General features: G+C 40.8%; 20 protein-coding genes. 10 read left to right on the forward strand and 10 right to left on the reverse strand.

What is annotated here, in order from left to right; genetic code table 11:
- Window positions 1–15: 15 nt before the first annotated feature.
- From AQPE_RS03670 to folP, 6 genes are all read right to left on the reverse strand, one after another.
- Window positions 16–1308, reverse strand: coding sequence for a M16 family metallopeptidase (locus tag AQPE_RS03670; protein ID WP_318349697.1), 1293 nt, complete (start codon window positions 1306–1308; stop codon window positions 16–18).
- A 3-nt stretch (window positions 1309–1311) separates the two neighbouring features.
- A complete protein-coding gene (locus AQPE_RS03675) occupies window positions 1312–2550 on the reverse strand; it encodes a M16 family metallopeptidase (protein ID WP_318349698.1) in 1239 nt (412 codons plus the stop codon).
- 73 nt (window positions 2551–2623) lie between these two features.
- The gene (locus AQPE_RS03680; protein ID WP_318349699.1) at window positions 2624–3577 is read right to left on the reverse strand and encodes an NAD(P)H-dependent flavin oxidoreductase; all 954 of its coding nucleotides are present in this window, start codon (window positions 3575–3577) and stop codon (window positions 2624–2626) included.
- Window positions 3578–3690: 113 nt separating this feature from the next.
- Complete coding sequence (locus AQPE_RS03685) at window positions 3691–5367, reverse strand: T9SS type A sorting domain-containing protein (protein WP_318349700.1); 1677 nt, start codon at window positions 5365–5367, stop codon at window positions 3691–3693.
- A gap of 341 nt (window positions 5368–5708) precedes the next feature.
- A complete protein-coding gene (cdaA, locus tag AQPE_RS03690) occupies window positions 5709–6497 on the reverse strand; it encodes a diadenylate cyclase CdaA (protein ID WP_318349701.1) in 789 nt (262 codons plus the stop codon).
- Between the two features lie 89 nt (window positions 6498–6586).
- Window positions 6587–7465, reverse strand: coding sequence for a dihydropteroate synthase (folP, locus tag AQPE_RS03695; RefSeq protein ID WP_318349702.1), 879 nt, complete (start codon window positions 7463–7465; stop codon window positions 6587–6589).
- Between the two features lie 231 nt (window positions 7466–7696).
- On the opposite strand from folP, the gene AQPE_RS03700 reads away from it, so the two are divergent.
- From AQPE_RS03700 to ppnP, 5 genes are all read left to right on the forward strand, one after another.
- Window positions 7697–8257 carry a DUF1599 domain-containing protein gene (locus AQPE_RS03700; protein WP_318349703.1) on the forward strand — a complete coding sequence of 187 codons (561 nt, stop codon included), beginning with the start codon at window positions 7697–7699 and terminating at the stop codon, window positions 8255–8257.
- 11 nt (window positions 8258–8268) lie between these two features.
- The gene (locus tag AQPE_RS03705; protein WP_318349704.1) at window positions 8269–9390 is read left to right on the forward strand and encodes a BT_3928 family protein; all 1122 of its coding nucleotides are present in this window, start codon (window positions 8269–8271) and stop codon (window positions 9388–9390) included.
- Between the two features lie 138 nt (window positions 9391–9528).
- On the forward strand, window positions 9529–10563 hold the full coding sequence (gene porQ / locus AQPE_RS03710) for a type IX secretion system protein PorQ (protein ID WP_318349705.1): 1035 nt from the start codon (window positions 9529–9531) through the stop codon (window positions 10561–10563).
- Between the two features lie 535 nt (window positions 10564–11098).
- A complete protein-coding gene (locus AQPE_RS03715) occupies window positions 11099–12022 on the forward strand; it encodes a YitT family protein (protein WP_318349706.1) in 924 nt (307 codons plus the stop codon).
- A 167-nt stretch (window positions 12023–12189) separates the two neighbouring features.
- Window positions 12190–12471 carry a pyrimidine/purine nucleoside phosphorylase gene (ppnP, locus tag AQPE_RS03720; RefSeq protein ID WP_318349707.1) on the forward strand — a complete coding sequence of 94 codons (282 nt, stop codon included), beginning with the start codon at window positions 12190–12192 and terminating at the stop codon, window positions 12469–12471.
- Window positions 12472–12524: 53 nt separating this feature from the next.
- Here the strand turns inward: ppnP and hemH are convergent, their stop codons facing one another.
- The 4 genes from hemH to AQPE_RS03740 all read right to left on the reverse strand — a co-directional run bounded on the left by hemH (window position 12525) and on the right by AQPE_RS03740 (window position 18246).
- On the reverse strand, window positions 12525–13553 hold the full coding sequence (gene hemH / locus AQPE_RS03725; protein WP_318349708.1) for a ferrochelatase: 1029 nt from the start codon (window positions 13551–13553) through the stop codon (window positions 12525–12527).
- A 100-nt stretch (window positions 13554–13653) separates the two neighbouring features.
- A complete protein-coding gene (locus tag AQPE_RS03730; protein ID WP_318349709.1) occupies window positions 13654–16293 on the reverse strand; it encodes a DUF5686 and carboxypeptidase regulatory-like domain-containing protein in 2640 nt (879 codons plus the stop codon).
- A gap of 112 nt (window positions 16294–16405) precedes the next feature.
- A complete protein-coding gene (locus tag AQPE_RS03735; RefSeq protein ID WP_318349710.1) occupies window positions 16406–16765 on the reverse strand; it encodes a hypothetical protein in 360 nt (119 codons plus the stop codon).
- 44 nt (window positions 16766–16809) lie between these two features.
- Complete coding sequence (locus AQPE_RS03740) at window positions 16810–18246, reverse strand: glycoside hydrolase family 16 protein (RefSeq protein WP_318349711.1); 1437 nt, start codon at window positions 18244–18246, stop codon at window positions 16810–16812.
- Window positions 18247–18482: 236 nt separating this feature from the next.
- Between AQPE_RS03740 and AQPE_RS03745 the strand changes: the two genes are divergently transcribed.
- From AQPE_RS03745 to AQPE_RS03765, 5 genes are all read left to right on the forward strand, one after another.
- A complete protein-coding gene (locus AQPE_RS03745; protein WP_318349712.1) occupies window positions 18483–19607 on the forward strand; it encodes a gamma-glutamyl-gamma-aminobutyrate hydrolase family protein in 1125 nt (374 codons plus the stop codon).
- Between the two features lie 111 nt (window positions 19608–19718).
- Window positions 19719–21293 carry a peptide chain release factor 3 gene (locus AQPE_RS03750; protein WP_318349713.1) on the forward strand — a complete coding sequence of 525 codons (1575 nt, stop codon included), beginning with the start codon at window positions 19719–19721 and terminating at the stop codon, window positions 21291–21293.
- Window positions 21294–21596: 303 nt separating this feature from the next.
- Window positions 21597–21962, forward strand: coding sequence for a BlaI/MecI/CopY family transcriptional regulator (locus tag AQPE_RS03755; protein ID WP_318349714.1), 366 nt, complete (start codon window positions 21597–21599; stop codon window positions 21960–21962).
- Window positions 21963–21974: 12 nt separating this feature from the next.
- Complete coding sequence (locus AQPE_RS03760; RefSeq protein WP_318349715.1) at window positions 21975–24365, forward strand: TonB family protein; 2391 nt, start codon at window positions 21975–21977, stop codon at window positions 24363–24365.
- Between the two features lie 218 nt (window positions 24366–24583).
- Window positions 24584–25135, forward strand: a complete 552-nt coding sequence (locus AQPE_RS03765; RefSeq protein ID WP_318349716.1) for an OmpH family outer membrane protein — start codon at window positions 24584–24586, stop codon at window positions 25133–25135.
- The last annotated feature ends 62 nt before the right edge of the window (window positions 25136–25197 follow it).

Below are 25197 nucleotides of genomic sequence, written 5' to 3' on the forward strand. Positions count from 1 at the left end.
GATATTGGTTGAAAGTCAATCCAAATTGGGATTTGTGCTTCCAGCCACAACCGTATAAAAATCTTCAGGATTAAGATACTGTTTCGCCAAAGCCATTAATTCATCCGAAGTAATGTTGCGAAGCACCTGCAAAGCATCGTCGTAAAATGTATAATCCAAATCAAAATCGTTAATCGCCTTAAAGCTTCCGGCCAAAGCAAACGGGCCATCGAAATCGCGCAGAAACTCGCCCAGTAAATAGCTTTTTACAGTTTCCAATTCATTTTCAGTTATCGGTTCGGTCTGAAGTCGGCGCATCTCAACAGCAATTTCAGCAAGTGTTGGCTCAACATATTCGTTGCCTACTTCGGTTGAAATAACCAGGTAACTGGCCTGTTTCAGAGTCAAAACGAAACTGCCTATTCCGTAGGTATAACCTTTTTCTTCTCTTATATTAGTCATCAGTCGCGAACCAAAATATCCGCCGAAAATGGTTACCAGAATCGATAATGCGTGGTAATCGGGATGTGTTTTCGGCACCCAGAATTTCCCGACACGAATGGCCGATTGAATACCACCCACCTTTTCCACATGATGCCTTTTCACCCGATCGGTGGAAATGCGATATTCAGGCACTGCTGCTTGATTTTGCGACCAATCGCTTCCTCCAAAATACTTATCCAAATGCTCAATTACATTTTCATCTATCATTCCGGCAGCAATAATGTGGCAGTTTCCGGAGTGGTAATGAGTGCGGTAAAACTGCATCAAATCATCTCGGGTAATCACATCAAAATCTTCCAATTTGTTGTTGATGGCATATGGATGCGCATCGCCAAACATCACTTGTGTGAATTTCTTCTGGCAAAGGGTGCGAACTTTCTCGTTTTCGAGCAGCCATTTCTGCTTGTTTTTGTCAATCAGCACCTGAAGTTCGTACTCCGGAAAAACAGAACGTTTAATCAGATCTTCTGTTACTTCCAATATCGCAGGCAAGTATTTCCCGAGACTCACTATACTGACGAATCCCTGATTCTGGTCAACTGTTAACTGAATGTAAGCTCCGTAAAAATCAACTTTTTCAGCAATTTCAGCAGCAGTATAATTTTCACTACCCTCTTCGAGCATCGAATTACAAAGGCTTGCAACCAGATTACCAGATTGAAACCATGTTCCGGCTTCAAAAACAAAATCAATTTTTACCACATCCTGAGTTCCGGCACTGACGAAATGTACCGGAATACCGTTTGAAAGGATCCGCTTTTCGGCCTTCACCATGTCGATGTGTTCAATCGGGTTAACTGTAGGTTGTATCTTGCGATTTAGCATGTTCTATTTTTTAGCAATGTAATTAAGCACAGAGCAGTTTTCGGGTCTAAAAATGTGTTGCGAAACCTCCTGAATTTGCTCTGAAGTAACCGCACGATAACTTTCAACCTGCGAATTAATGAGGCTGGCATCGTGCAGAATCTCATTGGTAGCCAAATTCATCGCCTTAGTCAGGTAATTCATTTCACCGTACACGATGTTGGCTTCTACCTTATTTTTTACTTTTTCAAGTTCATAGTCAGGCACTCGGTCTTGTTTCATTCGGTCGAGTTCGCGCTCAATGGCCTTGCGGGCAGTTTCCAATGAAACGCCGTCGCTTGGTTTTCCTGAAACAACAAACAAACCCGGTTCATAATCGCCTGAAAGATAAGCGTCCAGCTCAGTAAAAAGTTTTTCTTTCTGAACCAGGTTCAGGTACATGCGCGACGAATTACCGTTCGAAAGCACATCTGAAACCATATCCGTGGCATAATACATCGGATCGAGTCTATCAGACATGTGGTAGGCCATGTAAATCGCATCGTTTGGCACACCACGAATAACGGTCTGTTCACGTATTTCAGTCTGGGTAGGCTCTTGCAGAATATTCCGAGGCTTCACATTCCGGTTCGGGATCGGGCCAAACCAGCGTTCGGCCAGTTTCACTACCTGATCAAAATCCACATCACCGGTAACCACCAGCACGGCATTGTCGGGTGCATAATGTGCAAAGAAAAAATCTTTGACCTGCTGCATCGTTGCTTTTTCAATGTGACTGATTTCGCGCCCAATAGTAGGCCACTGATACGGATGAACCTTGTAGGCCAATTGCCTGAGCAAGGGCCACACATCACCATAAGGCTGATTCAGTTGCCGCTGTTTGAATTCTTCGATAACAACGTTTCGCTGCACATCAAGGCTCTTTTTCGAGAAAGCCAATTCGAGCATACGGTCAGATTCGAGCCAGAAACCAGTTTCGATATTGTTTTTGGGTAAAGTCAGGTAATAATTGGTCAGGTCGTTCGAGGTGTACGCATTGTTGTCGCCACCGGCCTTTTGCAAAGGTTCATCGAACGATGGAATATGCTTCGAACCACCAAACATCAGGTGCTCAAAAAGATGGGCAAACCCGGTGCGATCGGGATGTTCGTCTCGCGAGCCCACATTGTAGCAAACATCTACAGCAACCATCGGGGTTGTTTTATCCTGATGGACAATCACGGTCAATCCGTTTGCTAATTTAGTACGTTCAAAATGTATCATAGTCGAGTTATGGGTTGCGGGTTGCGGGTTGCTCCGAAACTCGGAACCCGTAACTCGCAATATTTTTCTTTTATTAAAATTCAAACAGATCGCTATTCAAGCGTTCCTTGGCTTTCTGGTATTCCTGAATCAGGTTATTCATTATCGTTTCAACCGGTAAAACTTCGTCGATAATTGAAGCCACTTGCCCGATTTCCAATTCACCCAGAACCAGATCGCCTTCAAACATTCCCTTTTTAGCCCTGCCACGTCCCAACAAAATTCGCAAAGTATCAGGAGTTGCACCTTCCAGTTCGAGTTTGTTTACTTCCTGAAAGAATTCATTTTTAATCAAGCGAACTGCACCAATCTTTTTCAGCGCCAGTTTGGTATCTCCTTCCGTCAACCCGGTAACCAACTTTTTGAAATCGGGATGAGCTGATGATTCTTCGGAAATAGCAAACCGTGAACCGATTTGAACACCGTCGGCACCCAGCGCCATGGCAGCTAAAATAGCTTCACCAGTTCCGATACCTCCGGCAGCCAATAGTGGTAATGATGTTACCCGCCGAACCGCCGGAATCAACGTCAGGGTCGTGGTTTCCTCTTTTCCGTTGTGACCGCCTGCTTCAAAACCTTCGGCAACGATAGCGTCAACTCCGGCTTCTTCGCATTTCAGCGCAAAAGCAGAACTGGCAATGACATGCGCAACGATTATTCCGCGTTCTTTCAGCCACGGAATATATTTTTTCGGACTTCCGGCAGAAGTAAAAACAACAGGAACCTTCTCATCGGCAATAATGTTCATGATGGTATCCAGTTCAGGATAAAACAAGGGCACATTTACTCCAAAAGGTTTTGTTGTAGCAAGTTTCGTTTTCTGAATGTGTTCGCGAAGCACTTCGGGATGCATCGAACCCGCGCCAATCAAACCCAAACCACCATTATTACTAACCGCTGAAGCCAATTTCCAGCCACTGCACCACACCATTCCTCCCGAAATGATTGGATATTTTATCCCGAAGAGTTTACAAATCCGGTTTTCCATATCAAAAAATATAAATTCTGAAATTCGGTGCAAAGGTAGAAAATTCGATGACGAAGGGACTTATATTAATAAGAACCTGATTGAATAATAAGAAGAGAATCAATGTTTCAAAGCTATTGAAGTATCAACTTACTGGTTTTTACCTTTTCATGATTTCGCAGTTGAATAAAATATATTCCTTTAGGTAAACTGCGTAAATCAATCATACCGTTTTCAAAAGAACGAACACTTTTCGAATAAACTGAATTGCCATTTAAACCAGAAATGTTGATGAGGCAAGATGAATCTAATTCATTTTCAAATTTCAAATTTATAATTCCACTTGAAGGATTTGGGAAAAAAGAAAATACAGAATTGGTTAAATCGATTGTTGTATTTGTGATTTGATCCGAAAAATGAAATGATTTTGTTGGAAGAGTCAAATCTACATCGACTAAATCTAACAATCTATTTCCTTTGGTTGTTTCATTGAGATTCAGTTCCAAACCCGAATTTGGTGCTGCCAAACTATTGGTAAAAAACTTATATTCATACAATCCATACTGACTAATTGGGATGATGGCAGAATAAACTGTACCCGATTCAAGAGTAAGCTGATTCTTTGGATTCCACCAATTAAAATCGCCCTTAACAAAGACTTTATGGGTTGCCGGGTTAAAATAACCAGCCTGTATCATGGCAGCCATATCGACCGAAAACTTAACATTGACCGTTTTCGTCTGATCAAGATAGCTGTCCAGAAAGGTTTCCCAATCAGTTTGCAAGGCATCCAGATTGGCATAGCCTATATCGGCATAGTTCATATTTTCAACAAATTTGGCCATAGCATCCTCACCCTTTGTTTTAGCGATAAAATACCCTACGATATACGAATAGGGATAGCCGTTACGAGAATCGGTAAAAAGCTTTTCAATTTTGGGTTTGCCAAATTGTTGCACATCCAGTTTAATCCAATCCTTGGTCGATATTTGTCGTCCATAATAAGTAGCAACGCCTTCGTTGAGCCATGCTGGTAGGGTAACTTTAGTTTTCCAGGCATTTACACAATGGGTAAATTCATGAACCAATACATCAACGCTACCGGTATAATCCACTTTCGTAGGCGAAACAGTGGTAATTAGTGCTTTTCCCCAGGCGCTACCCGTTGCCCAATCTTCCGATTCAGGATAACCGTTGGCCAAGTGCAATGCATCCAGATTTTTATAAATGTAAATGTTGATTTTTTCGGTAATAATGGCCTGTAAAGCAGAAACGATCCGTTCGTAATTTTGCTCCAGCCGAGAAGAATAGTCATTTATAATATCTATTTCCTGAGAAGTACAATAAAAATTGAAATGCGCAGTCGATTTGGTTAGTACCATATCCTCATCGTTATAAAATACCACTGGCAGGTTTAGATCATTCGTTCCTAGCTGAAGCCGGCGATTCCTCTTGGAACCGTAGAAAGTTTGGAATTGAAAATCCTTTTCCATTCCACTATTAGCTGCTCCTGGTGTCGAAATACAATATTTATATTCTTGCCAACTATTTTCAGGAATGGAAACGGTTGCTGAGTAAATATTATCGTTGCTGGCCAAAAGAGGGATTGTTTTTTCCCAGTTGTTGAACGATCCGCAAACATAAACCTGATCAGCAGCAGGATCAAAAGAATTCCGGCTGATCAGTTTGTTGAGATCAACCGAAAATTTGATATTTAAGTTTGCATAGGTCATTTTGCCTGTAAAAGAAAAGGTCAAGATTATCAATAGAAAAAGCAGCTTGTTTGGGATGATTGAATTACGTGATTTCATGTCGGTTTAATTAGGTATTCACTTTAAAAGGAGGGGTCTCCAACTATTTCATTTAATTTTTTAGGTCTAAGTTTAAAGAACAAATCATTGGAATATTCAAATTTCCGAAAAATTTATTGATGATTTGATAACTATATTCTCTTTTTTTTAGACAAACCCATTTTTTTGATCACTACCTTTTGATGTGCGATCTGGATGAAAAGTCAAGGGTAGATTAATTAAGGAATGACCCTATAACCTGAAATTACAAAGACATTCTCCGGTAAGCAGATTTTGTAGCAACTAAATCCAGATGAAGTATAGAATTACTTTACAACAAGAATATGGACGCCCAATAAAAATCAGGCTTCCTCAACAATTACTTTCTCCAGTTCGGTGGTGAGCTGTACAATTGAAATCGAGTGCAGCAGTTCGCCTTGTATGGCCAGCGAGATGGTACCTTTTTCTTCAGAAACTACGATGGCCAGCGCATCGGTAACTTCTGAAATGCCAACAGCAGCGCGATGCCTAAGTCCAAGGCCAGGATCAAGGTCTTGTCGTTCAGTTAGCGGCAAAATACAGCGGGCAGCCGCGATCCGGGTTCCCACAATAACCACGGCACCATCGTGCAAAGGAGTATTTTTAAAGAAAATAGTTTCGAGCAATGCGGAGGAGATTCGGGCATTCATCTTTTCTCCTGAACGAATAATATCTTTTAACTCTGAGTTCTGAGGAATAACAATAAGGGCGCCAGTTTTTGACCGGGCCAGATTATCGCAAGCCCTTACAATTTCCTTGATTTGAATGTTCGTAGCTGGCTTAATTTTTTCGGAAGCAAACAGTTTGTCGAAACCAAAACTTCGCTTTGTTTGATAATTTGTACCAATCAGGAGCAAAAAACGCCTGATCTCCTGTTGGAAAACCACAATCAGCGCCAGCACTCCCACCCCGATAAACTGACCCATTAAAGTGCTCAACAGCTCCAGATTCAGGGCCTTAATGACCAACCAACTCACATAAACCAGAAAAAAACCAATAAAAATGCTGAATGCAACAGTTCCTTTGATAATCCGGTACATCTGATAAAGCAGAATGGAAACCAGCAGAATATCAACTACATCTAAAGCCCTTATCGTAATAAATAATGTCATAAATCAAAGTAAATTGTCATTAGTAAAATGTCAATAGTCATTTTTAAAGTGTGCCTTATTTTCCTGATGACAAATGGCTTTTTCCTGAATCATTCAGAAGTTGAACGAATCTTATTCATGATCTGAACGGCCTCAACAGCTTCACGAACATCATGAACCCGTAAAATATCGGCACCACCCATCAAAGCCAGCGTATTGATTACCGAAGTGCCATTCAGCGCCTCTTCGGGCTTAGTTTTTAACAACTTATAAATCATCGATTTTCGTGAAACTCCAACCAGCAAAGGCAACTGAAATACTTTAAAAGAGTCGAGCCGGTTTAATAGTTCATAGTTATGTTCGAGCGTTTTACCAAAACCAAACCCCGGATCGATAATTACATCTTTAACTCCTGCCTTTGTTAGTTTTTTGACCCGATCTGTAAAAAAAAGCGAGATTTCACGAATAATATCTTCGTATTCAGGATTTTCCTGCATTTTAAGCGGGGTTCCCTGCATGTGCATCAAAACATATGGAACTCCAAGTTTGCCAATGGTGTCGAACATGTGCGCATCAAAATTACCTCCGGAAATATCGTTTACCATACAAGGACCACAATCTTCGATGACCTTCAGCGCCACCCACGAGCGATAGGTGTCGATGGAAATGAAGGCGTCGGGAAAGTGTTTTCGGACAGCCTTTACAGCTGGCAAGAGCCGATCAATTTCTTCTTTAGTTGAAATGGGCTCAGCACCTGGCTGGGTAGAAACAGCTCCAATATCAATAACCGAACCTCCCTGTTCCAGAATTTCTTCGGCACGTTTAACTACTTTCTTTTCTGTTTTATACTTACCACCATCAAAAAATGAATCGGGAGTCACATTCAGAATACCCATTACAACAGGTTGCGTCAAGTTTAGAATCTGCCCGTTGAGGTTAATTGTGTTCTTGCGTTTCAGGAATTTAGTCGCGGTTGTGGTGATTAACATACGATGAAGTTTTGAGCCCTTAAAATCATGTGTTTCACAAAAGTAAAATAAAATGCAATCAAAATACACATTATTTCTACTTTAACTGATTGATTTAAGGAATGACTTTTTAGCTTTTTCACCTTACCCTTAAAGGGATAATAGTGAAAAAGCAACCTTATCCATTCAGGGATTCAGGGTAAAAAGGTTGATTTTTCAAAAGTGTTAAAGTAGAATAAAATTAATACTTTTATGGCTTCAAAAATTAAGATAATCATGGATAAAACAAGCCAGCAATACGATCATGTGATTACTGTTTGTCAGGATATTTTCACTAAAAAGATGAAAGATTACGGCATCTCCTGGCGAATTCTTCGCCCCAGTTCGATGACCGATCAGATTTACATTAAAGCTCAGCGCATCAGGAGTATTGAACAAAAAGGAATCAGCAAAATTGACGAAGGAGTACGTTCCGAATACATTGGGATTGTAAATTACTGCATCATGGGTATCATTCAGCTCGAAAAGGGAATTTCGGATTCGGAAGATCTGACCGAGGACGAGACGTTAGGCTTATACCTGAAATATTTTACTGAAGCCAAAGATTTGATGATGGCCAAAAACCACGATTACGACGAGGCCTGGCGCAACATGCGAATGAGCTCGTACACCGATTTAATCTTGATGAAACTGAAGCGTACCAAACAAATTGAAGATAATTTAGGCAAGACGATTATCTCCGAAGGCATTGAAGCAAATTACCTCGACATGATCAATTATGCCGTTTTTGCGTTAATTAAGATTGAATTCTAAAATTTTCGCTCATGTTCAAACACATTGCCCGCATTCTGGTTGGATTAACATTTGTATTTTCCGGTTTTGTAAAAGGTATCGATCCGTGGGGTTCGGCCTATAAATTCACCGATTATTTCAACGCTTTTCAAATGCCCTGGCTCACGAGTTTGGCCTTTGCATTGGGCATTTTGCTGGCAGCCGCCGAGTTTTTTCTGGGCGTAGCATTTATCTTCAATTTCTTTATTCGCATTACGAGCTGGCTTATGCTTGCGTTTATGCTGTTTTTTACGGGTTTAACCTTTGTTTTGGCACTCACCAATCCGGTAACCGACTGCGGCTGTTTTGGCGACGCGTTGGTTATTACCAACTGGCAAACTTTTTACAAAAATATTGTTTTACTTGCTCTGGCCGTTTTCGTTTTCATACAGCGAAAAAACTTCCAGAGTAAAAACGGTCCACTCCTCTCCATCGCGTTCTCCGGAATGACAATGGTCGTTTATTTTTACCTCGTCGCTTATTCGTATAACCATTTGCCAATTATCGATTTCAGCCCTTACAAAGTAGGTGTCAATATCCCAAAGGCGATGAGCATTCCGGAAGGAGCTCCAAAAGCGATCTATGAAAACAACTTCATATACAAAAATCTGAAAACTGGTGAGGAAAAGAAATTTACTGAAGCCAATTATCCATGGAAAGATACGCTGAACTGGAAGTTTGTAAAAGCTGAAGATGCAGTCCTGATCCAAAAAGGATATACACCGCCCATTCACGATTTCAGGATTGAAACTCCGGAAGGTGAAGACATTAAAGACTTTTTCTTGTACGACGAGAAATATACGTTTATCGTGATTGCTTCCAACCTTCAGAAAACAGATAAAGAAGGAATAAAAAAAGCCGCGAGTCTGGCTGTTGCTGCAAAAGCAAAAGGATATAATTTTATTGCATTAACCTCAACATCGCCTGACAGTTTCGAAGCATTTAAAGCCGAAACCGGAGCAAACTTCGATTTTTTTAATACCGACGAAATTGTCCTGAAAACCATAGTCCGATCCAATCCCGGAATGATTGTTCTGAAGAAAGGAACCATCCTTCGGAAATACCATTTCAACGATATTCCAAAACCTGAAGAACTGGACAGCCTTTTTGAGTAGAGCCAAAGACAAAAGACCGTAGGCCGAAGAAAGGAGGCGGGAAACCGAGGAAATCATGACAATGAAACCAATCAACCATTTATCAAATACTAAAACCCGAAAATTAGCGTTCGGATAAAAAGCCGAATCAACAGAATTATGCGCAAACTTATTATACTGATTATTCTTCAAGCCCTTGTTTATCCAATGGCGTTCGGCCAAATCGGAGGCGAAAACACTTACGATTTTATGAGCCTTACCAACTCGGCCCGAATGGCAGCTTTCGGCGGCAATCAGGTTGCCATTAACGACTCGCTCGACCTGAATGTTTCGTATAACAATCCTTCGCTGCTGAAACCCGACATGAAGAATCAACTCGCCATAAACTATGTTGATTATTTTGCAGGGGTAAATTATGGTTACGCAGCTTATTCATTTGGCACTCCACTGCCCGGAAACATTGCCGTAGGGATGCATTACATCAACTACGGAAAATTCGTTGAAGCTCTTGCCACCGGAGAAAAAACCGGGGCAACATTTAATGCTGCCGAATATGCACTGAATATCATCTGGTCGAATAATTACAAACAATTCACCTACGGAATTAATTTAAAGCCTATACTTTCATCGTTCGAAAGCTACCAATCGATTGGCTTTGCCGCCGATTTAGGAATTACCCATTTCAGCAAAAACCAAAATACGGTTGTCGCATTGGTTGCCCGAAATATTGGCACTCAAATCACTACCTATTACGATGGCGCCCAGAAAGAATCAATTCCATTCGATCTTCAGTTCGGAATTTCGCAAAAGCTGGCACATGCCCCAATCCGTTTGGCAGCCACCATGCAGCATCTTCAAAAATGGGATTTAGCCAAACCAACCGAAGACAATACCGGAAGCTCAACTGTATATACCGAAGATAAGTTTACCAAAAAATTCATGCGCCACTTACTCCTTGGCGTTGAGTTATTACCGTCACCAAATTTCACAATTCGGGCTGGTTATAATTACCAGCTTCGGCAAGAGATGAAGTTGGATGCAAAAATGTCGACCGTAGGGTTTTCATGGGGATTTGGATTCCGGATTTCGCGCTTTGCGATTAACTATGGATCGGCACGTTATCATTTGGCCGGATCGAGCAACCTGATTTCGGTGGCAATCAATTTGAATGACGGTTTCCGTAAGGGCGAATAAATTGATTTAATGTTAGATTCTATACAATTAAGTGTGAGCCAAATCACCGATCAACAATTAAGAAGTGTCGATAGCAAATCTATATCCAACGTTTTTAAACAAAGAAAAAACCACATTAGAATATGTTTGATAAAACACGAATAAAAAAATATATAATCTGGTATATATCGCTCTTACTTTTCTTTATCCTTTGTTTGAAAACTTTGGGAGGTGGATACAGAAATCTCATTGGTTCTTCTGACCCTTTAAATTGGCAAGAAGTGATAATTGTATTACCCAAATATGTTATAGGTACTGTCTTTGTGATGGCATTTTTAATTTATCTTGATTACTTAGATTATAAGAAAAATAAGAAACAAGAATAATTATATTTTACCAACCCCAGGGATTATTCCCCTGCGCCTCCGGAATGTCCAAAACCTTGCAGGTACATGAATAAATTGATTTACTGTTTGATTCCACCACTTCGTGATAAAAATCAAAGGTTATCCCGATTTTCTTATGTTCCTTTGTGCCTTGAATAAAAATCCACACTATGACTTTCCTTCCGAACGACAAAATTTTCAGCCTCAAGTGGTTTAAAGATTACAGCATGATTGTAATCGGTGCATTCATTCTGGCCGTTGGTTTCGTATATTTCATTTCGCCTCACCGGATTGTTCCCGGTGGAGTTTATGGAATTGCCATCGTAGTGCATTACATGACTGTTGGTCTGTTTTCGTTCGCACCCGATGGGTTCCCGATTGGGCTTTTCGGTTTAATCCTGAATATTCCACTGACCATCGCAGGTATCAAAATATTGGGACCACGCTTCGGTGTAAAAACAGTGGTTGGCTTTGTCCTTTCTTCAGTTTTTATGGATGTGATTACTTATATGCGTGTTGATGGCGATGCCCCGCTTGTAGCCGACATTTTGCTCTCATGTGTATTTGGCGGTGTACTGGTTGGGTTCGGACTAGGCTTGATTTTCAAAGCCAGGGCAACTTCCGGAGGATCTGACATTATTGCCATGATTATTGCAAAATATACCCGCATGCAACTCGGCCAACTGATGATTTATGTGGATTCGACCATCGTTTTACTAAGTTTGGTAGCCTTTAAAGATTGGCAAATTCCGCTGTATTCGTGGGTCGTTATTTACATCACGGGTCGTGCCATCGATTTGGTTTTGGAAGGTAGCGACTACAACAAGGCGCTGCTGATCATTTCCGAAAAACATGAAGAAATCAAGCATAAAATACTTGTCGACTTGGAACGCGGAGGTACTTACCTGAAAGGAAGCGGAATGTTTACCGGAAACGACAAACACATTATTTATACTGTAGTCAGCCGTCGCGAAGTCGCTATTCTGGAAGAATTTATAAGCACCATCGATCCGGATGCTTTTATTACCGTAATGGATACGCACGAAATTCTGGGTGAAGGGTTTCAATCACTCAAGCATAAAGTGCAGGATTAGAGAAGGAAGACAGAAGAACGGAGATAGGAGACCGAAGACATAAATCGGGACAACGTACTTCAACTCTAAACTTTACATCAATCCTGAAGAATTTTTAAAGTCAAAAGATTTGAAATCGAACGGAAGGTTTATTTTTGTCCACTCTTTAATTCATAAAAAGAACAATCATGCTAAAAGTAAACGAATATTTTGGAGGTACAGTAAAATCGATAGCACTCGAAAATGCTGAAGGAGTGGCAACCATTGGTGTAATGGAAGACGGCGAATATGAATTTGGAACCGGCACAATTGAACACATGACCATCACAAGTGGAATTCTGGATGTTATGCTTCCGGGCGAAACCGTATGGACAACCTACCTGAAAGGCGAAACTTTTATTGTTGCCAAAGATGTTAAGTTCAAGGTAAAAGCTAACGGTCAGGTTGCCTATTATTGCCTTTACGTTTAGTCATTGGGAAAAAGTCATTAGCCATTAGCAAGCAGCTTCATCTTTTCTAATGACTAATGACTTTTTCCTAAATACGGAGTCAGTATTTCTTGCATCGCGGCAATCCAACGGGGCGAGTCGTTCAGACTTTCTACCATTTGCAGGTTCTCTCCGCCATTTTCGATAAACATTTCCTTGTATTCCCAACCAATTTCGACGGTTGTTTCCAAACAGTCGGCTACAAATGCAGGTGCAACAACCAAAACGTTTTTACTACCTTGTTTTGCGCGGGTCAATAAATTCTTATCGGTAAAAGGTGTCATCCAGTTATTCGACAATCGAGACTGAAAGGAAACCGAATATTGACCAACTTTTAGTCCAAGCCGGCTGGCCAATTCACGAGTGGTTTGATAACACGTAGCTTTGTAGCAAAACTTACCAAATTCGGGTAATGCCGTTTCGCAATTACAGGTCGTTATTGATTCTTCCGGATGATTTTTCTCCAGATGCCGGTTGGGCAAACCGTGATACGAAAAAACTACATGATCAAAATTCTCAGGCTGATACGATTGTATGCGTTCGGCGAAGGCATCAAGAAATGCCGGATGGTCGTAAAACTGATTGACAGCATGTATCTCCGGAATGGTATTCCATCGACGGATTTGATCGATCACCGCCTGAATGGCTGTTCCATTGGTTGACGAAGCGTATTGCGGAAACATGGGAAAAATCACAACGCTGTCGTAATTTCCTTTTTGAATAGCCGAAAGTGCCTTTCCAATCGAAGGATTTCCGTAGCGCATGGCCATAAAGACGTCAGCTTTCGCACCAAGTTTCTGCTGCAATCCCGATTGAACCCGCTCCGAATAATATAAAAGCGGAGAGCCTTTTTCGGTCCATAACCGCTGATACAACTTGGTCGATTTGGGCGCCCTGAAAGGCACAATGATCAGGTTAACCAGAATTTTCTGGAGTACCAGCGGAATATCTATCACCCGGCGATCGTTCAGGAATTCGCTCAAATACCGGCGCACCGCTTTTACTGTTGGTTCATCGGGCGTACCGACATTGATCAGAATTACCGCTGTTTTTTTTGTCTCCATGCTTCGTTTCAGTTGAGCTAAAATAATGTTTGTTGATTGAAGATAACAATTCATTCAACAAATTGATCAATTCGGATGCAAATTTGATTCAAATATGTTCCTATTTCAAATTCAAACTCACTTTTACGCCTGCTGAACGAAATTTGCCATTTTCAAACCCAGCAACCGCTTCAACATTCAGGAGTAAAAACAAATTGCTGATTCCGTAACCGGTTTCAACATAGCGCTTCAATTCAGGAGTATCCAAATAGTTTATAAATAGCCTTTCTGAAATTGATGAATTCTTTATCACTGGCAACTGTTTCAGTATTAACCGGCGAGTTTGCCAGTTGGCATGCGCTTCAAGAAACTGGTCGCTGGTAGAAAACTGGTAAAAAGGCAAAAGCCTAAAGCTGTTTTCATACGACGAAAACATAAATCCGGTAGATTGGGTATTGAAATGCTGAAAATCGTCAAAATACACCCGGTTACGATTCAGGAACTTACCTCTATTCACCGAATACGAAAAATGATCGTCGATTCCGAAATCGATCTTTTGCCTGAGACCCAGTTTAAGCAAATCGTATCGGGCATCGCTTCCGAAAATACCGGATAGAGCGCTTTTATAAATCAGCGAATAAGTCGGGAATTTGCTTTCAACATACGTTTTAGTGTGATTTTGAACGCGATACCGGTGTTGTGGTGTATATTCCAAAACTAAACGGTAGGCAAACGTCTGATGATTTTCGAGTTGCCACGACTCAAGTGTGTTATTTATAGGGATATTGGGCTGAATCACCTTGTCTTTGTGATCGATAAACGAGTAGCTTGAGTGATTGCTCAACGCACTGTTGTCGCTGTAATCGAGGGTTGCATTCAAGTTCAGACCGTTAATCAAGTCACGAGAGGCGTTCAACTGCAAAAAATCGCGCCGATAAAATCGTTTGTAGTTTTCTTCCAGCCAAAGGGTATAAAAATCGTTTGTCAGGCTATTTAATCCTGAAGTCCGGTTAAAATCAACCGTTGTCGTACCGGCCGAAACAGAAATCCAACTGTTGGTCATGCCATTCGTTCGGCGACTGAACGAAAACGATGCATCCAGCTTCTTGCGTGCAAAAGCATAAGCAAACTGGGGTTCAAGGCGCAACAAGTGCCCTGTGCTGTCGGATCTCACATAACTGAAAGGCAGTTGGGCGCGCAAACCATCGACCGAATTGAACGACAGCGAAGTTGGGGCTGTCAGGTTTGGAATGGTAAACCGCTCATATTGACGAATCGAATCGATGGAATAATCGTAGGTTTTCCCAAACAACAAATGCTTAATCTTAAATTTTCGTTTCGAATTGCGTACCGAGTCCTGAAATTCAGGCTTTGCCGAAACCTGCAAAAAAGAATCTTTGGCTGCAAAACTGCTCTTTTCGCCCGATGTGAGTGGAATTGGCCGCAATGTTTTCCAATAAGCCGAATCGTTATTCACCTGCTTTTGGCTCACCTGAAAACTCGATTTTATTTCGAGTGGTTCGGGCGGACTGTTACGCTGCGCTTCCGTTTCAATCATCCGGTTCAGTTTCAATGTTTCGCGGTTACTGAGTTTTTCTTTCTGCATCAGCGCATCAATCCGCTTTTGTTCTTTCGATTTTGCAATGGCCTGTTGCTCTTTCTGTTCTTTCGCAACAAAAGCTTCAACCGACCGCTGTTCATTTAGTTGCTGCGTCTTCAGGCGTTCAAGGAAACTGTGATCGAGCTCCGGATTTAAAGTGGTTTTGTATTCGTTAATCGAAGCAACATATTTGTATTTCATTTTCAGGCCAAACCCCGAAAAATCCATGTCGAAATCAAGACTCACAGGCATCCAGGTGTTTTTATTCACTTCGCCATAGAACTGGCGCACATTGACGTCTGTCATCGGAATATGCAGATGCAAATCGGCCGAATGGATGTTCCAAAACTCATCGGCAATAAAAATAAAGCCTGAAAACACATCATTTCCCTTGGTCTTTGGAATCACAGTGATTTTGTTTATTGTCCGACCCTGATCCTGAAAGACACCGGACAGAATAAAGTTGTACACCTTCAGCGCATTTTTCCCAACCGGCGAAACAACGCCGTATTTTTCGGCATCGTACAAATTATTGGTAATCATACCCATGGGCGAAGTATTGTTTTCTTTTCCTGACGAGCGCATTGCCAAAACCTTTTGGTTCAGGCGATCGGGCAATTCAAAATCAATCTGGCTGACGGTTTCCATCACAAAAGGCTGATTCTCTTTTAAACCTTCCTTTTTCATCTGCTTCTCGAGCAGGAAGGGTATCTTCTCAAAATTGCCCGATCCTTTCAGGTACACTTTGCACGAATATTTCGAAACCTGTTTTTGGTAATACGGAGCCATCGCTATCGCCCTTCGCATGATGTAATAAGCCGGATCTTCACCTGAAGCCATCACTTTGATCTCCGGAATCTGGTATTCCTGCATTTCCAGCCGGATATTGATTTCCTGAAAGCTTTTCCCGACAATCGGCTCAACAGTTTGCGTTTGGTAGCCCAAACACTGAAACAACACTTTTCGTTTTCCCTCCGGAAGTTTCAATTCGTAGTTTCCGTCGCTGTTCGAAGTGGTTCCGGTTGATAAATCGGGAACATAAATGGTTGCAAACGGAATGGCTTCGCCTTGCAAATTGGTGACGCGGCCAAGAATGCCCTGAGCATGCATCTGTTGAAAAAAGAAAATGGAAATAAGAAAGGGAAGTAGATTTCTAATCATTGTTCAATCTGGCTTATCGGATGTATTAAACAAAAATAAAAGAAATTTGCTACGCTTCCTTCTGAATATAAGTTAAGGATGGTTAAGGAAATCTAAAATAGGTGATCGGGAATTAACCTCTAATATGATGCGGCATGTCCATTGGAATTTCGAATGAGATTTCGACTACTCCTTTGAATTCGCCATTCTCCATCCAGGGCGTTTGATGAATCATTTTCCGGATTCCTTTTTTTTCGATGGTGTACGAATTCGAAAATGGTTCAGCCAACATTTTCAGCAGTAAACTACGGGCTGGTTCGGGGTGACATTCAATCAGGCTTTTGCCCATTAAATCTCCGTCACCCGATTTGGCAAACTGCTGTTTCGACCGTTCATTCATGTAAACCACAATTCCTTTGCAGTCGCAAACCGTTATTGCGCCTAAAAATCCGTCAGTCCAGTTCATTGATGATTGATGATTGATTATTTTCATTCTTTTCCAGTCTTCCAACACTGGATACTGAGCTCGTCGAAGGATTAAGCTTTGTGGTGGTGCTGGTAAAATCGAACCCAGTCAATCTCGAATCGATGCGGTAAATCGGTCGGCTCCGAAACAACGATGGAAGCCATATTCAAGTGCATTTTAAATGCAGGTACGTTGTTCGAAACCGTCAGAATTTCTCTGTCATTAACTTTCCAAACCAGAGAATGGGCATTCCACTCGAGTCTGAAAATATAAAATTCACCAGCTTTAAGTCCCGAAATACTCTCGCATTCGGCATGAATTCCATCGGTAGCTTTGGTAAGCATACCCATTCGGTTTTGTACTCCCATTTCGAGCAGATTAATCTGCGGAGAAGCTTCTTCGCCCAATAAATAAATAGCATCGACCAAATGATTCGATGGTGCATATTTAACTTTGGCTTCCAGGATTCCGTGCTTCCACCACTCAACTCCCGCTGTTGAAACGATACCCGAAGAATAATCGAATTCCTGCTCCACAAACCCGTATGGAACTTGCCACTGCATCCCATGGGTCTTTTCTTTCCGAACCTCAATTTTTAGGGCATCAAAATCAACCGACACATTTCGTCCTTCAGAAAATGCATGTAAATCGCCAACCTGCGAGAAATTCCGTCCTAAAGTTTGACTTGCCCAATGCGATTGTGTCATCCATTTTTCACGATCAAGCTTACCCGAATTAAAACGATCTTCAAAAACCAAGTCCCATTTCCTGAAGAAATCAAATGCATTTGAGCTTTGATATTTCAGATAAGTAGCCAGTTGGGGCAATTTCTTCAATTCAGAAAAGCGGATTTCCTTTTTATGTTCGTCTGTTTTCTCCCACTTCTGCTTATCTTCCAAATAAGCTACACGCGCAATAAAATCATCCGATTCCGTAATTTGCTTCAACTCCTCATAACGCTTGTGCTCCACGGAATCGAGCATTAGCTCGTAGTTCTGATACGCCGACGACTTTCTGAAATTTCTAAAAAAGACCAAATCATCAGAGTCTCTTAACTTCTCAAATTCAGAATAAAAGATAAACTCTTTCGACTGTTTATCCATATTTTTCAAGGCTGACAACGAATGCTTTTCAACCCCTGTTTTTAATTCTTTATACTTTTTCAGCGTTTCTGAATCAGAAATCCGATCAAAACGCTTCAAGTCATCCGATTTTAGCGTGGCATAGAACTTTTGCAAACGACTACTTCTGCCCAACTTTTTAAATTCGGCCAACTGAGCAGCTTCCTGACTACCTTTAAAAGATAAATGCTGAATTTCCTTTTTTTTCTGCTGAAAAGCTGATGATTTAATCAATGAATCAAGTTCATTATATTCTGCTAATTCCGCTGACTTCTCAAATTCACAGAATATTTTGTAATCTGTATGAAGAGTTTCATAAGCAGCTTCTAATCTTGCGGTCGATTTAATCAACCCGAAAGTACTGGCAATAAAAAGTTTAAACGACATAATCGGTTTTTTTTGATCGGTATTTCGACGTTTTAAAAATAGCAAATAAAACAAACATCTCTACTCTTTTCACACTTCGGATGAAAAACGTTAATTTCAGGCAAAAATTATTTTCAAAACAAAATAGGTGTGTCTTGTCTTTTCAACTGTCTATAGTGCAATTCTGGATTACCAGACAAAAATCGTTTCGTAAAACATAAAACACAAATCAACACTTCAAGTAAAACAAATAAGCTATGAAAAACTTCAGTAGGCTGCTCATTATATTCGTTTTAACACTATCCTTAAATCCGGTATTTAGCCAGAATTTTTTAGAGAACGAACTGTCGCCAAACAAATCCTATGTTTTGCTGGCTCATCCAACAGTTGCGAATATTGAGACCATAAATTTCCTGTTAACGAATCGCATCCTTCAGTTACCTGAAGTTGAGTTTATTGGCATTTATTCAGTGGCTGAAAACTATGATTACAATCAGTCTGTCGCCCTCTTGAAAAAACCTGAAATGAGTAAATTTCACCTTCAGAAAGTGGATGGTGTTATGAGCTTAACACAAATTTTTGAACAAAACGAATGGACTACGACCTTTAAAAAACTGTTCGACCATTCGGTTGGTGTATTTTTCTTCGGAGGTCCTGATATTCAGCCTGAAATATACAAACAAAAAAATCTGTACTCAGTTGTAACCGACCCAAACCGGCATTTATTTGAACTGAGCTTTCTGTTTCACTTGTTGGGCGGTTATCAGAACGAACAATTCACACCTTTTCTAAATGAGAAACCAAGCTATTTTGTTACAGGCTTTTGCCTTGGATTGCAAAGCATGAATGTAGCCACAGGAGGTTCATTAATTCAGGATATTCCGGCACAAACCTACCATAAAATGAATGCTGAAGAGACACTGAAACTAAATAAAGACCAGCTTCACCGAAATTACTGGCAGGAAATAACCAAAGAAACGTTGTTGATGGACAATAGTTTCCATCAAATTGTATATACAGCCAACCCATTTTTCCCTGAACGCGTAAAGGCTGACAAAAACCTGAAGCCTTTGGTATTAAGCGCTCACCACCAGTCGATTGACGATTTAGGTAAAAATCTGATTGTAACAGCAACATCAATGGACGGACAGGTAATTGAAGGCATTCGGCACCGACTTTACGAAAATGTTTTTGCAGTACAGTTTCATCCTGAAGTTTCGGCTCTTTATACTGAAGACAAAAAACTAAAATTTGCCCCTACCGACTCGCCCAGGTCTTTCTTCGAAATACTTTCGCCCGAGGATCGTGAATTTCACGTCAAATATTGGGAAACGATTTCAAAAGCAATTAAAGCTTCCATCAAAGCGCAGAAAATAAAATAGATTTGAAGATCCGGCAATTTGACAATTCGATAATTAAACCATTCGGTCATTAGATGATAGTCGTTTGTTGTGCAAAAATTCTATTTTTGCAACTTCAAAAAAATGGAATCGATGAGTAATCAGACAGAAATACGCCGAAGAAGAACCTTTGCCATTGTGAGTCATCCCGATGCGGGAAAAACAACACTGACCGAGAAACTACTTTTATTCGGGGGGGCCATACATGTTGCCGGTGCCGTAAAAAGCAATAAAATAAAGAAAGGAGCGACTTCCGACTTTATGGAAATCGAACGCCAGCGCGGTATTTCGGTGGCCACTTCGGTAATGGGTTTCGAATACGATGGGTATAAAGTGAACATTCTGGATACTCCAGGCCACCAGGACTTTCAGGAAGATACATTCCGCACGCTAACTGCTGTCGACAGCGTTATCATCGTAATTGATGCTGCCAAAGGGGTTGAGCCGCAAACTGAAAAGCTGATGAATGTTTGCCGGATGCGCAAAACTCCGGTGATTATTTTCATTAATAAACTCGACCGCCCAACCCAAGATACCTTTGAATTACTCGACGACATCGAACGCCAGTTACAAATAAGCCTCAACCCGTTGAGCTGGCCAATAAACAGCGGCCCTGATTTTAAAGGAGTTTATAATATTTTCGACAAAAGTCTGGATTTGTTTAAAGCGAGTGTCCAGGACATTGAGCCCGGAATTTCGTTTGATGACCTCAACAGTCCAGATCTGGAGAAACACATTGGAAATGATGCAAAAAAACTTCGCGAAGATTTAGAACTGGTTTACGGTGTTTATCCTCCATTCGATCACAATGAATATTTGGCCGGAAATCTGGCTCCGGTATTCTTCGGAAGTGCCCTTTACAATTTTGGTATTCAGGAATTGTTAGATGCGTTTGTAAAAGTAGCGCCATGGCCGCGCGCCGTTCAAACCGAAGAACGTGAAATTGACCCCGAAGACGATAAATTCAGCGGATTTGTGTTTAAAATTCATGCCAATATCGATCCCAACCACCGCAGTCGCATTGCTTTCGTAAAAGTTTGCTCCGGAAAATTTATCCGGAATAATGTGTACAAATTAGTTCGCTCAGGCAAAACATTCAGGGTCTCGAGTCCAACCGCATTCATGGCATCGCAAAAAGAGATCATTGAAGAAGCATTTCCTGGCGATATTGTTGGCTTCCCCGATAATGGTTCATTTATTATTGGCGACACCATTACCGAAGGCGAAGACATTCATTTCAAAGGATTACCAAGTTTCTCTCCTGAATTATTCCGGTTTGTGGAAAATGCCGACCCAATGAAGACCAAACAGTTAAATAAAGGTGTCGATCAATTAATGGACGAAGGTGTTGCCCAGTTGTTTACCAGTCAGTTTAACGGGCGCCGGATCATCGGAACGGTTGGCCAGCTTCAGTTTGAAGTTATTCAATATCGTTTGGAGCACGAGTATAACGCCAAATGCCGGTTCGAACCCATGCAAATGTACAAAGCCTGCTGGATTCAGAGCGACAACCCGAAAGCCCTTACCGAATTTAAAAACCGCAAGCACCAGAAAATGGCTTCCGACAAACGTGGCCGCGATGTTTTTATGGCCGATTCGCAGTTTATTCTGGATATGGCACAAAGCGAGTTCAAAGATATTAAATTCCATTTCACTTCGGAATTTTAAAGGTAGATTCACCACAGATTACTCTGATAATCACAGATTATTTTGTTGTTTGTCAGCGTATTCTGTGGTGTTTTTTTCAATCTCCGCTAAGCTCCTACTAAAGGAATAAAACAAATCCTTTCAATTTTTTTCTCCATCAATTTCTTTTGTTTTTATCGGTGAAAATCCGTGTAATCTGTGTTTAAATTATTCTTTTTAGTCAAATGACTATGTTTTTAGTCAGAAATCTAACTAAACACTTGCATGACTAAATTTATAGTCGTATGTTTGTTTCGAAGGATTGACAAATTAAAAACGATAGCTATGCAACTGACAAAAGCTGAAGAACAGGTGATGCAACATTTATGGGAAATGGGCGAAGGATTGGTTAAAGACATCCGCGACCGGTTCGACGAACCAAAACCCGTTCGCAACACCGTTTCAACCGTACTTCGGATTCTGGAAAAGAAAGATTTTGTATCGCATAAAACCTACGGAAACGTGCATGTTTATTATCCTTTGGTATCGAAGGACGAATATTCAAAATCACAGCTTTTCGGCTTGATGAAAAGTTACTTTAACAATTCGTTCCCCGCGATGGCATCGTTTTTTGCCCGCGAAAAAGACCTGACCATTCAGGATTTGGAACAATTGATGGAAGAAACCAAACGCGAACTTTCGAAAGAATAAAAACCGACAATCATGGAAACATTTGCCCTTTATCTGATCAAATCAACCGTCTGGCTGACGGGCTTCTTCCTGATTTACATTGCTTTTCTTCGGAACGAGCGCTTTTTTGTCCTGAACCGGATTTATCTGGTTTCCGGAATACTCGTCTCCATCATTTTTCCGCTTTTCACCTGGCATTACACGGTCATCTTTCCAGTTACACCAACAGCTGAAGTTCTCGAACCACAAGTCGTTGGAGTAACGCCGGTCAGCGATTCATTTCCGATACAGAACCTGCTGTTGTATTTCTATCTGACAGGCGCTTTATACCTGATCTTCCGGTTGATCAAACAAACCATTGCAGTTTGGAAGGTTATCCGAAATTCAGAAACCCATCATTTCAACTCCATAAAACTCATCCGCACCGACCGATATCCTGCCTCGTTTTCATTTTTCTCGTTCGTATTTGTCAATCCTTCAATCGACGAACCCGAAACCAGCGAGATTGTGAACCACGAACAGGAACACATCCGTCAGCAGCACTGGATGGATTTACTGCTTTTTGAAATCCTTCGTACGATGCACTGGTTTAACCCGGTAAGCTGGCTCTATGGCCACCTGATCAGGCAGAACCACGAATATCTGGCCGATGAGCGGGCGCTGCAGCGCAGCTCAAATCCGGCTATTTACCGTGCGGCATTGCTCAATCAAATGTTTGGCGGGCCAGTAATTTCACTGGCCAATTCGTTCAATTATTCACTCAACAAAAAACGATTTAACATGATGAAACAGATCACATATTCACCTTTCAGAAAACTAAAACTTTTACTGGTTTTGCCTTTAATCGCGGGAGTTTTCTATGCTTTTGCCACTCCTGAATACAAACTTATAGAGGCACCGCAAAGTTCAACAATTCAGGAGAATGCAACACAATCATCCTTTAAAACAGTCAAAGGAAAAGTTATCAACGAGAATGGAAAACCTCTGAAAAGCACATCAATCGTGGTTTCTGGCTCAACTTTTGGTACCATGCCCGACGAAAATGGAAATTTTGAACTTCAAATGCTCGAGCGTTCCTCCTTAGTTTTTTCATTTGTCGGCTTCGAAACACAAGTAGTTAAACCCGATTTTACAAAGGAAATGGTCATTACGATGAAACCTGCTATTATAAGTATTGATGCTGTTGGGAATGCCGCCTCTAAATCAGAAAAAGCGCCAAACCCGTCGTTGGTTTTTATCGATGGAAAGAAATCCACGATGGCAAAAATGAATCAAATCGACCCGGCAAAAATCGAAAATGTTAATGTTCTGAAAGATAAAAAGGCGATTGAGAAATACGGCAAAAAGGGCAAAAACGGAGTCATTTTAATCACCTTGAAAAATGACGACCCAACTAAAACTATAAAACTCCAATCCAATTCGCCTTTGAATTTCGGAGATGCAAATATTTTTGGTATGCAGCCACTAATCATTGTTGATGGAGTTGTTTCTAAAACCCAGAATGCAAACAACATACCTCCTGAAACAATAGAATCTATCAGTGTCTTGAAAGATGAATCTGCCACCAAAGTTTATGGAGACAAAGGTAAAAACGGAGTGATTTTGATTACTACAAAAAAAGGTGCATCCGCATCTCAAAATACACCAATTGATGTTAAGGTGACCGGATATGCCAATGATCAGAATGAAAATACATCCACAAACAATGGAGTCAAAATCAGGAGTGCCGGAACTTCTGGAACTGGAAACACCCCAATAATCTATAAAGATGGCCTCCTTCTGGAAAATACTAAACTGGAAGATATCGATCCAAAGACCATTGAATCAATGAGTGTTTTGAAAGATGAAATGGCAATCAAGAAGTATGGAGAAAAAGGAAAAAACGGCGTGATTGAAATTACAACGACCGAAAAACCACTTTATGTAGTTGATGGCACTATTATGAAGGGTAATAACCTTGAAGATATTGATCCCAATACGATTGGATCGATTGATGTTCTAAAAGGAGAAACTGCAACAAAACTATATGGTGATCAAGGTAAAAATGGAGTTGTTTCAATCCATCTAAAAAAGGAAAAGGAAGTATTTGTTATAGTTGAAGAACTTCCTTCGTTTCCGGGTGGAATTGATGAATTGAAAGCGTTTGTAACTGCAAATTTAAAGTATCCAGCTTACGCACTCGAAAAAGGAATTCAGGGACCGGTTACTGTTGGTTTTACTGTTGCAGAAGATGGCTCGGTTACCGATGCAAAAATCAAGAGTGGTGTCGACCTTTCGCTTTGTCAGGAGGCTTTACGGATAGTTAACAGCATGCCCAAATGGAACCCAGGAACACAAAGAGGTATGCCGGTAAGTGTAAAATACGAAATGCCTATTAATTTTACTTATCCAGCCGATTACCATCCTAAAGCTGGGAAAAACTAAAAGAAAAGGAATAAATTGAAAAACAAAGGCGATCAGAAACGACCGCCTTTGTTTTTTGGGATAAAAACCATCATAAAAGCAACAAAATTTAGGAGGCAATCCTTTAAATATCTTAATCTTAGTTAAAAAATCTTACATAATAAATAGCATTACAAATTGTTGCTTTACCTTTAGTGATACTTGATAATATTTAAAGGTTAAACTAAATCGTAAACAAAATGAAAAAAGTATTCCTCACAATCGCGGTACTGACTTTTACTACAGTTGCATTTGCTCAAGCAACTCTAAAAATTGGGCATATCAATTCTCAGGATTTAATACAGGCTATGCCTGAAAACGACAGCGCTCAAGTAAAAATAGAGAAAGTTGCCAAAGATTTGCAAGATCAATTTCAGACCATGCAAAATGAATATGGCAATAAGTACAAAGACTTTATGAGTAAGCGTGATTCTTATTCGGAGTTGATCAGACAGACAAAAACTTCCGAATTACAGGAAATTGAGCAGCGAATTCAACAATTTCAACAAACAGCAGAACAAGAGTTGCAATCGCAAAGAGTTAGCCTTTACAAGCCAGTTATCGACAAAGCAAACAAAGCCATTGCCGAAGTCGCCAAATCGAACGGATTTACCTATATTCTTGATCTGGCGCAAGGCGGTGTTATTTATTATGACGAGGCAAGCACTGACATTTCACCATTGGTTAAACAAAAGTTAGGATTGCCGGACCGACCCAAATCGGCAGGAACAAATCCTTCAATCAAAAAGTAAAGCAGAATTCTCAGCAAACAAAGGCGATCACTCCAAACGATCGCCTTTGTTTTTTATGACAA

Origin of the sequence: Aquipluma nitroreducens (assembly GCF_009689585.1) — a bacterium.
GTDB lineage: Bacteria > Bacteroidota > Bacteroidia > Bacteroidales > Prolixibacteraceae > Aquipluma > Aquipluma nitroreducens.

Bases quoted from the DNA above. Each gene is read 5' to 3' on its own strand.
- AQPE_RS03670 (WP_318349697.1), bottom strand. From the start codon at position 1,308: ATGCTAAATCGCAAGATACAACCTACAGTTAACCCGATTGAACACATC.
- AQPE_RS03675 (WP_318349698.1), bottom strand. From the start codon at position 2,550: ATGATACATTTTGAACGTACTAAATTAGCAAACGGATTGACCGTGATT.
- AQPE_RS03680 (WP_318349699.1), bottom strand. From the start codon at position 3,577: ATGGAAAACCGGATTTGTAAACTCTTCGGGATAAAATATCCAATCATT.
- AQPE_RS03685 (WP_318349700.1), bottom strand. From the start codon at position 5,367: ATGAAATCACGTAATTCAATCATCCCAAACAAGCTGCTTTTTCTATTG.
- cdaA (WP_318349701.1), bottom strand. From the start codon at position 6,497: ATGACATTATTTATTACGATAAGGGCTTTAGATGTAGTTGATATTCTG.
- folP (WP_318349702.1), bottom strand. From the start codon at position 7,465: ATGTTAATCACCACAACCGCGACTAAATTCCTGAAACGCAAGAACACA.
- AQPE_RS03700 (WP_318349703.1), top strand. From the start codon at position 7,697: ATGGCTTCAAAAATTAAGATAATCATGGATAAAACAAGCCAGCAATAC.
- AQPE_RS03705 (WP_318349704.1), top strand. From the start codon at position 8,269: ATGTTCAAACACATTGCCCGCATTCTGGTTGGATTAACATTTGTATTT.
- porQ (WP_318349705.1), top strand. From the start codon at position 9,529: ATGCGCAAACTTATTATACTGATTATTCTTCAAGCCCTTGTTTATCCA.
- AQPE_RS03715 (WP_318349706.1), top strand. From the start codon at position 11,099: ATGACTTTCCTTCCGAACGACAAAATTTTCAGCCTCAAGTGGTTTAAA.
- ppnP (WP_318349707.1), top strand. From the start codon at position 12,190: ATGCTAAAAGTAAACGAATATTTTGGAGGTACAGTAAAATCGATAGCA.
- hemH (WP_318349708.1), bottom strand. From the start codon at position 13,553: ATGGAGACAAAAAAAACAGCGGTAATTCTGATCAATGTCGGTACGCCC.
- AQPE_RS03730 (WP_318349709.1), bottom strand. From the start codon at position 16,293: ATGATTAGAAATCTACTTCCCTTTCTTATTTCCATTTTCTTTTTTCAA.
- AQPE_RS03735 (WP_318349710.1), bottom strand. From the start codon at position 16,765: ATGAAAATAATCAATCATCAATCATCAATGAACTGGACTGACGGATTT.
- AQPE_RS03740 (WP_318349711.1), bottom strand. From the start codon at position 18,246: ATGTCGTTTAAACTTTTTATTGCCAGTACTTTCGGGTTGATTAAATCG.
- AQPE_RS03745 (WP_318349712.1), top strand. From the start codon at position 18,483: ATGAAAAACTTCAGTAGGCTGCTCATTATATTCGTTTTAACACTATCC.
- AQPE_RS03750 (WP_318349713.1), top strand. From the start codon at position 19,719: ATGAGTAATCAGACAGAAATACGCCGAAGAAGAACCTTTGCCATTGTG.
- AQPE_RS03755 (WP_318349714.1), top strand. From the start codon at position 21,597: ATGCAACTGACAAAAGCTGAAGAACAGGTGATGCAACATTTATGGGAA.
- AQPE_RS03760 (WP_318349715.1), top strand. From the start codon at position 21,975: ATGGAAACATTTGCCCTTTATCTGATCAAATCAACCGTCTGGCTGACG.
- AQPE_RS03765 (WP_318349716.1), top strand. From the start codon at position 24,584: ATGAAAAAAGTATTCCTCACAATCGCGGTACTGACTTTTACTACAGTT.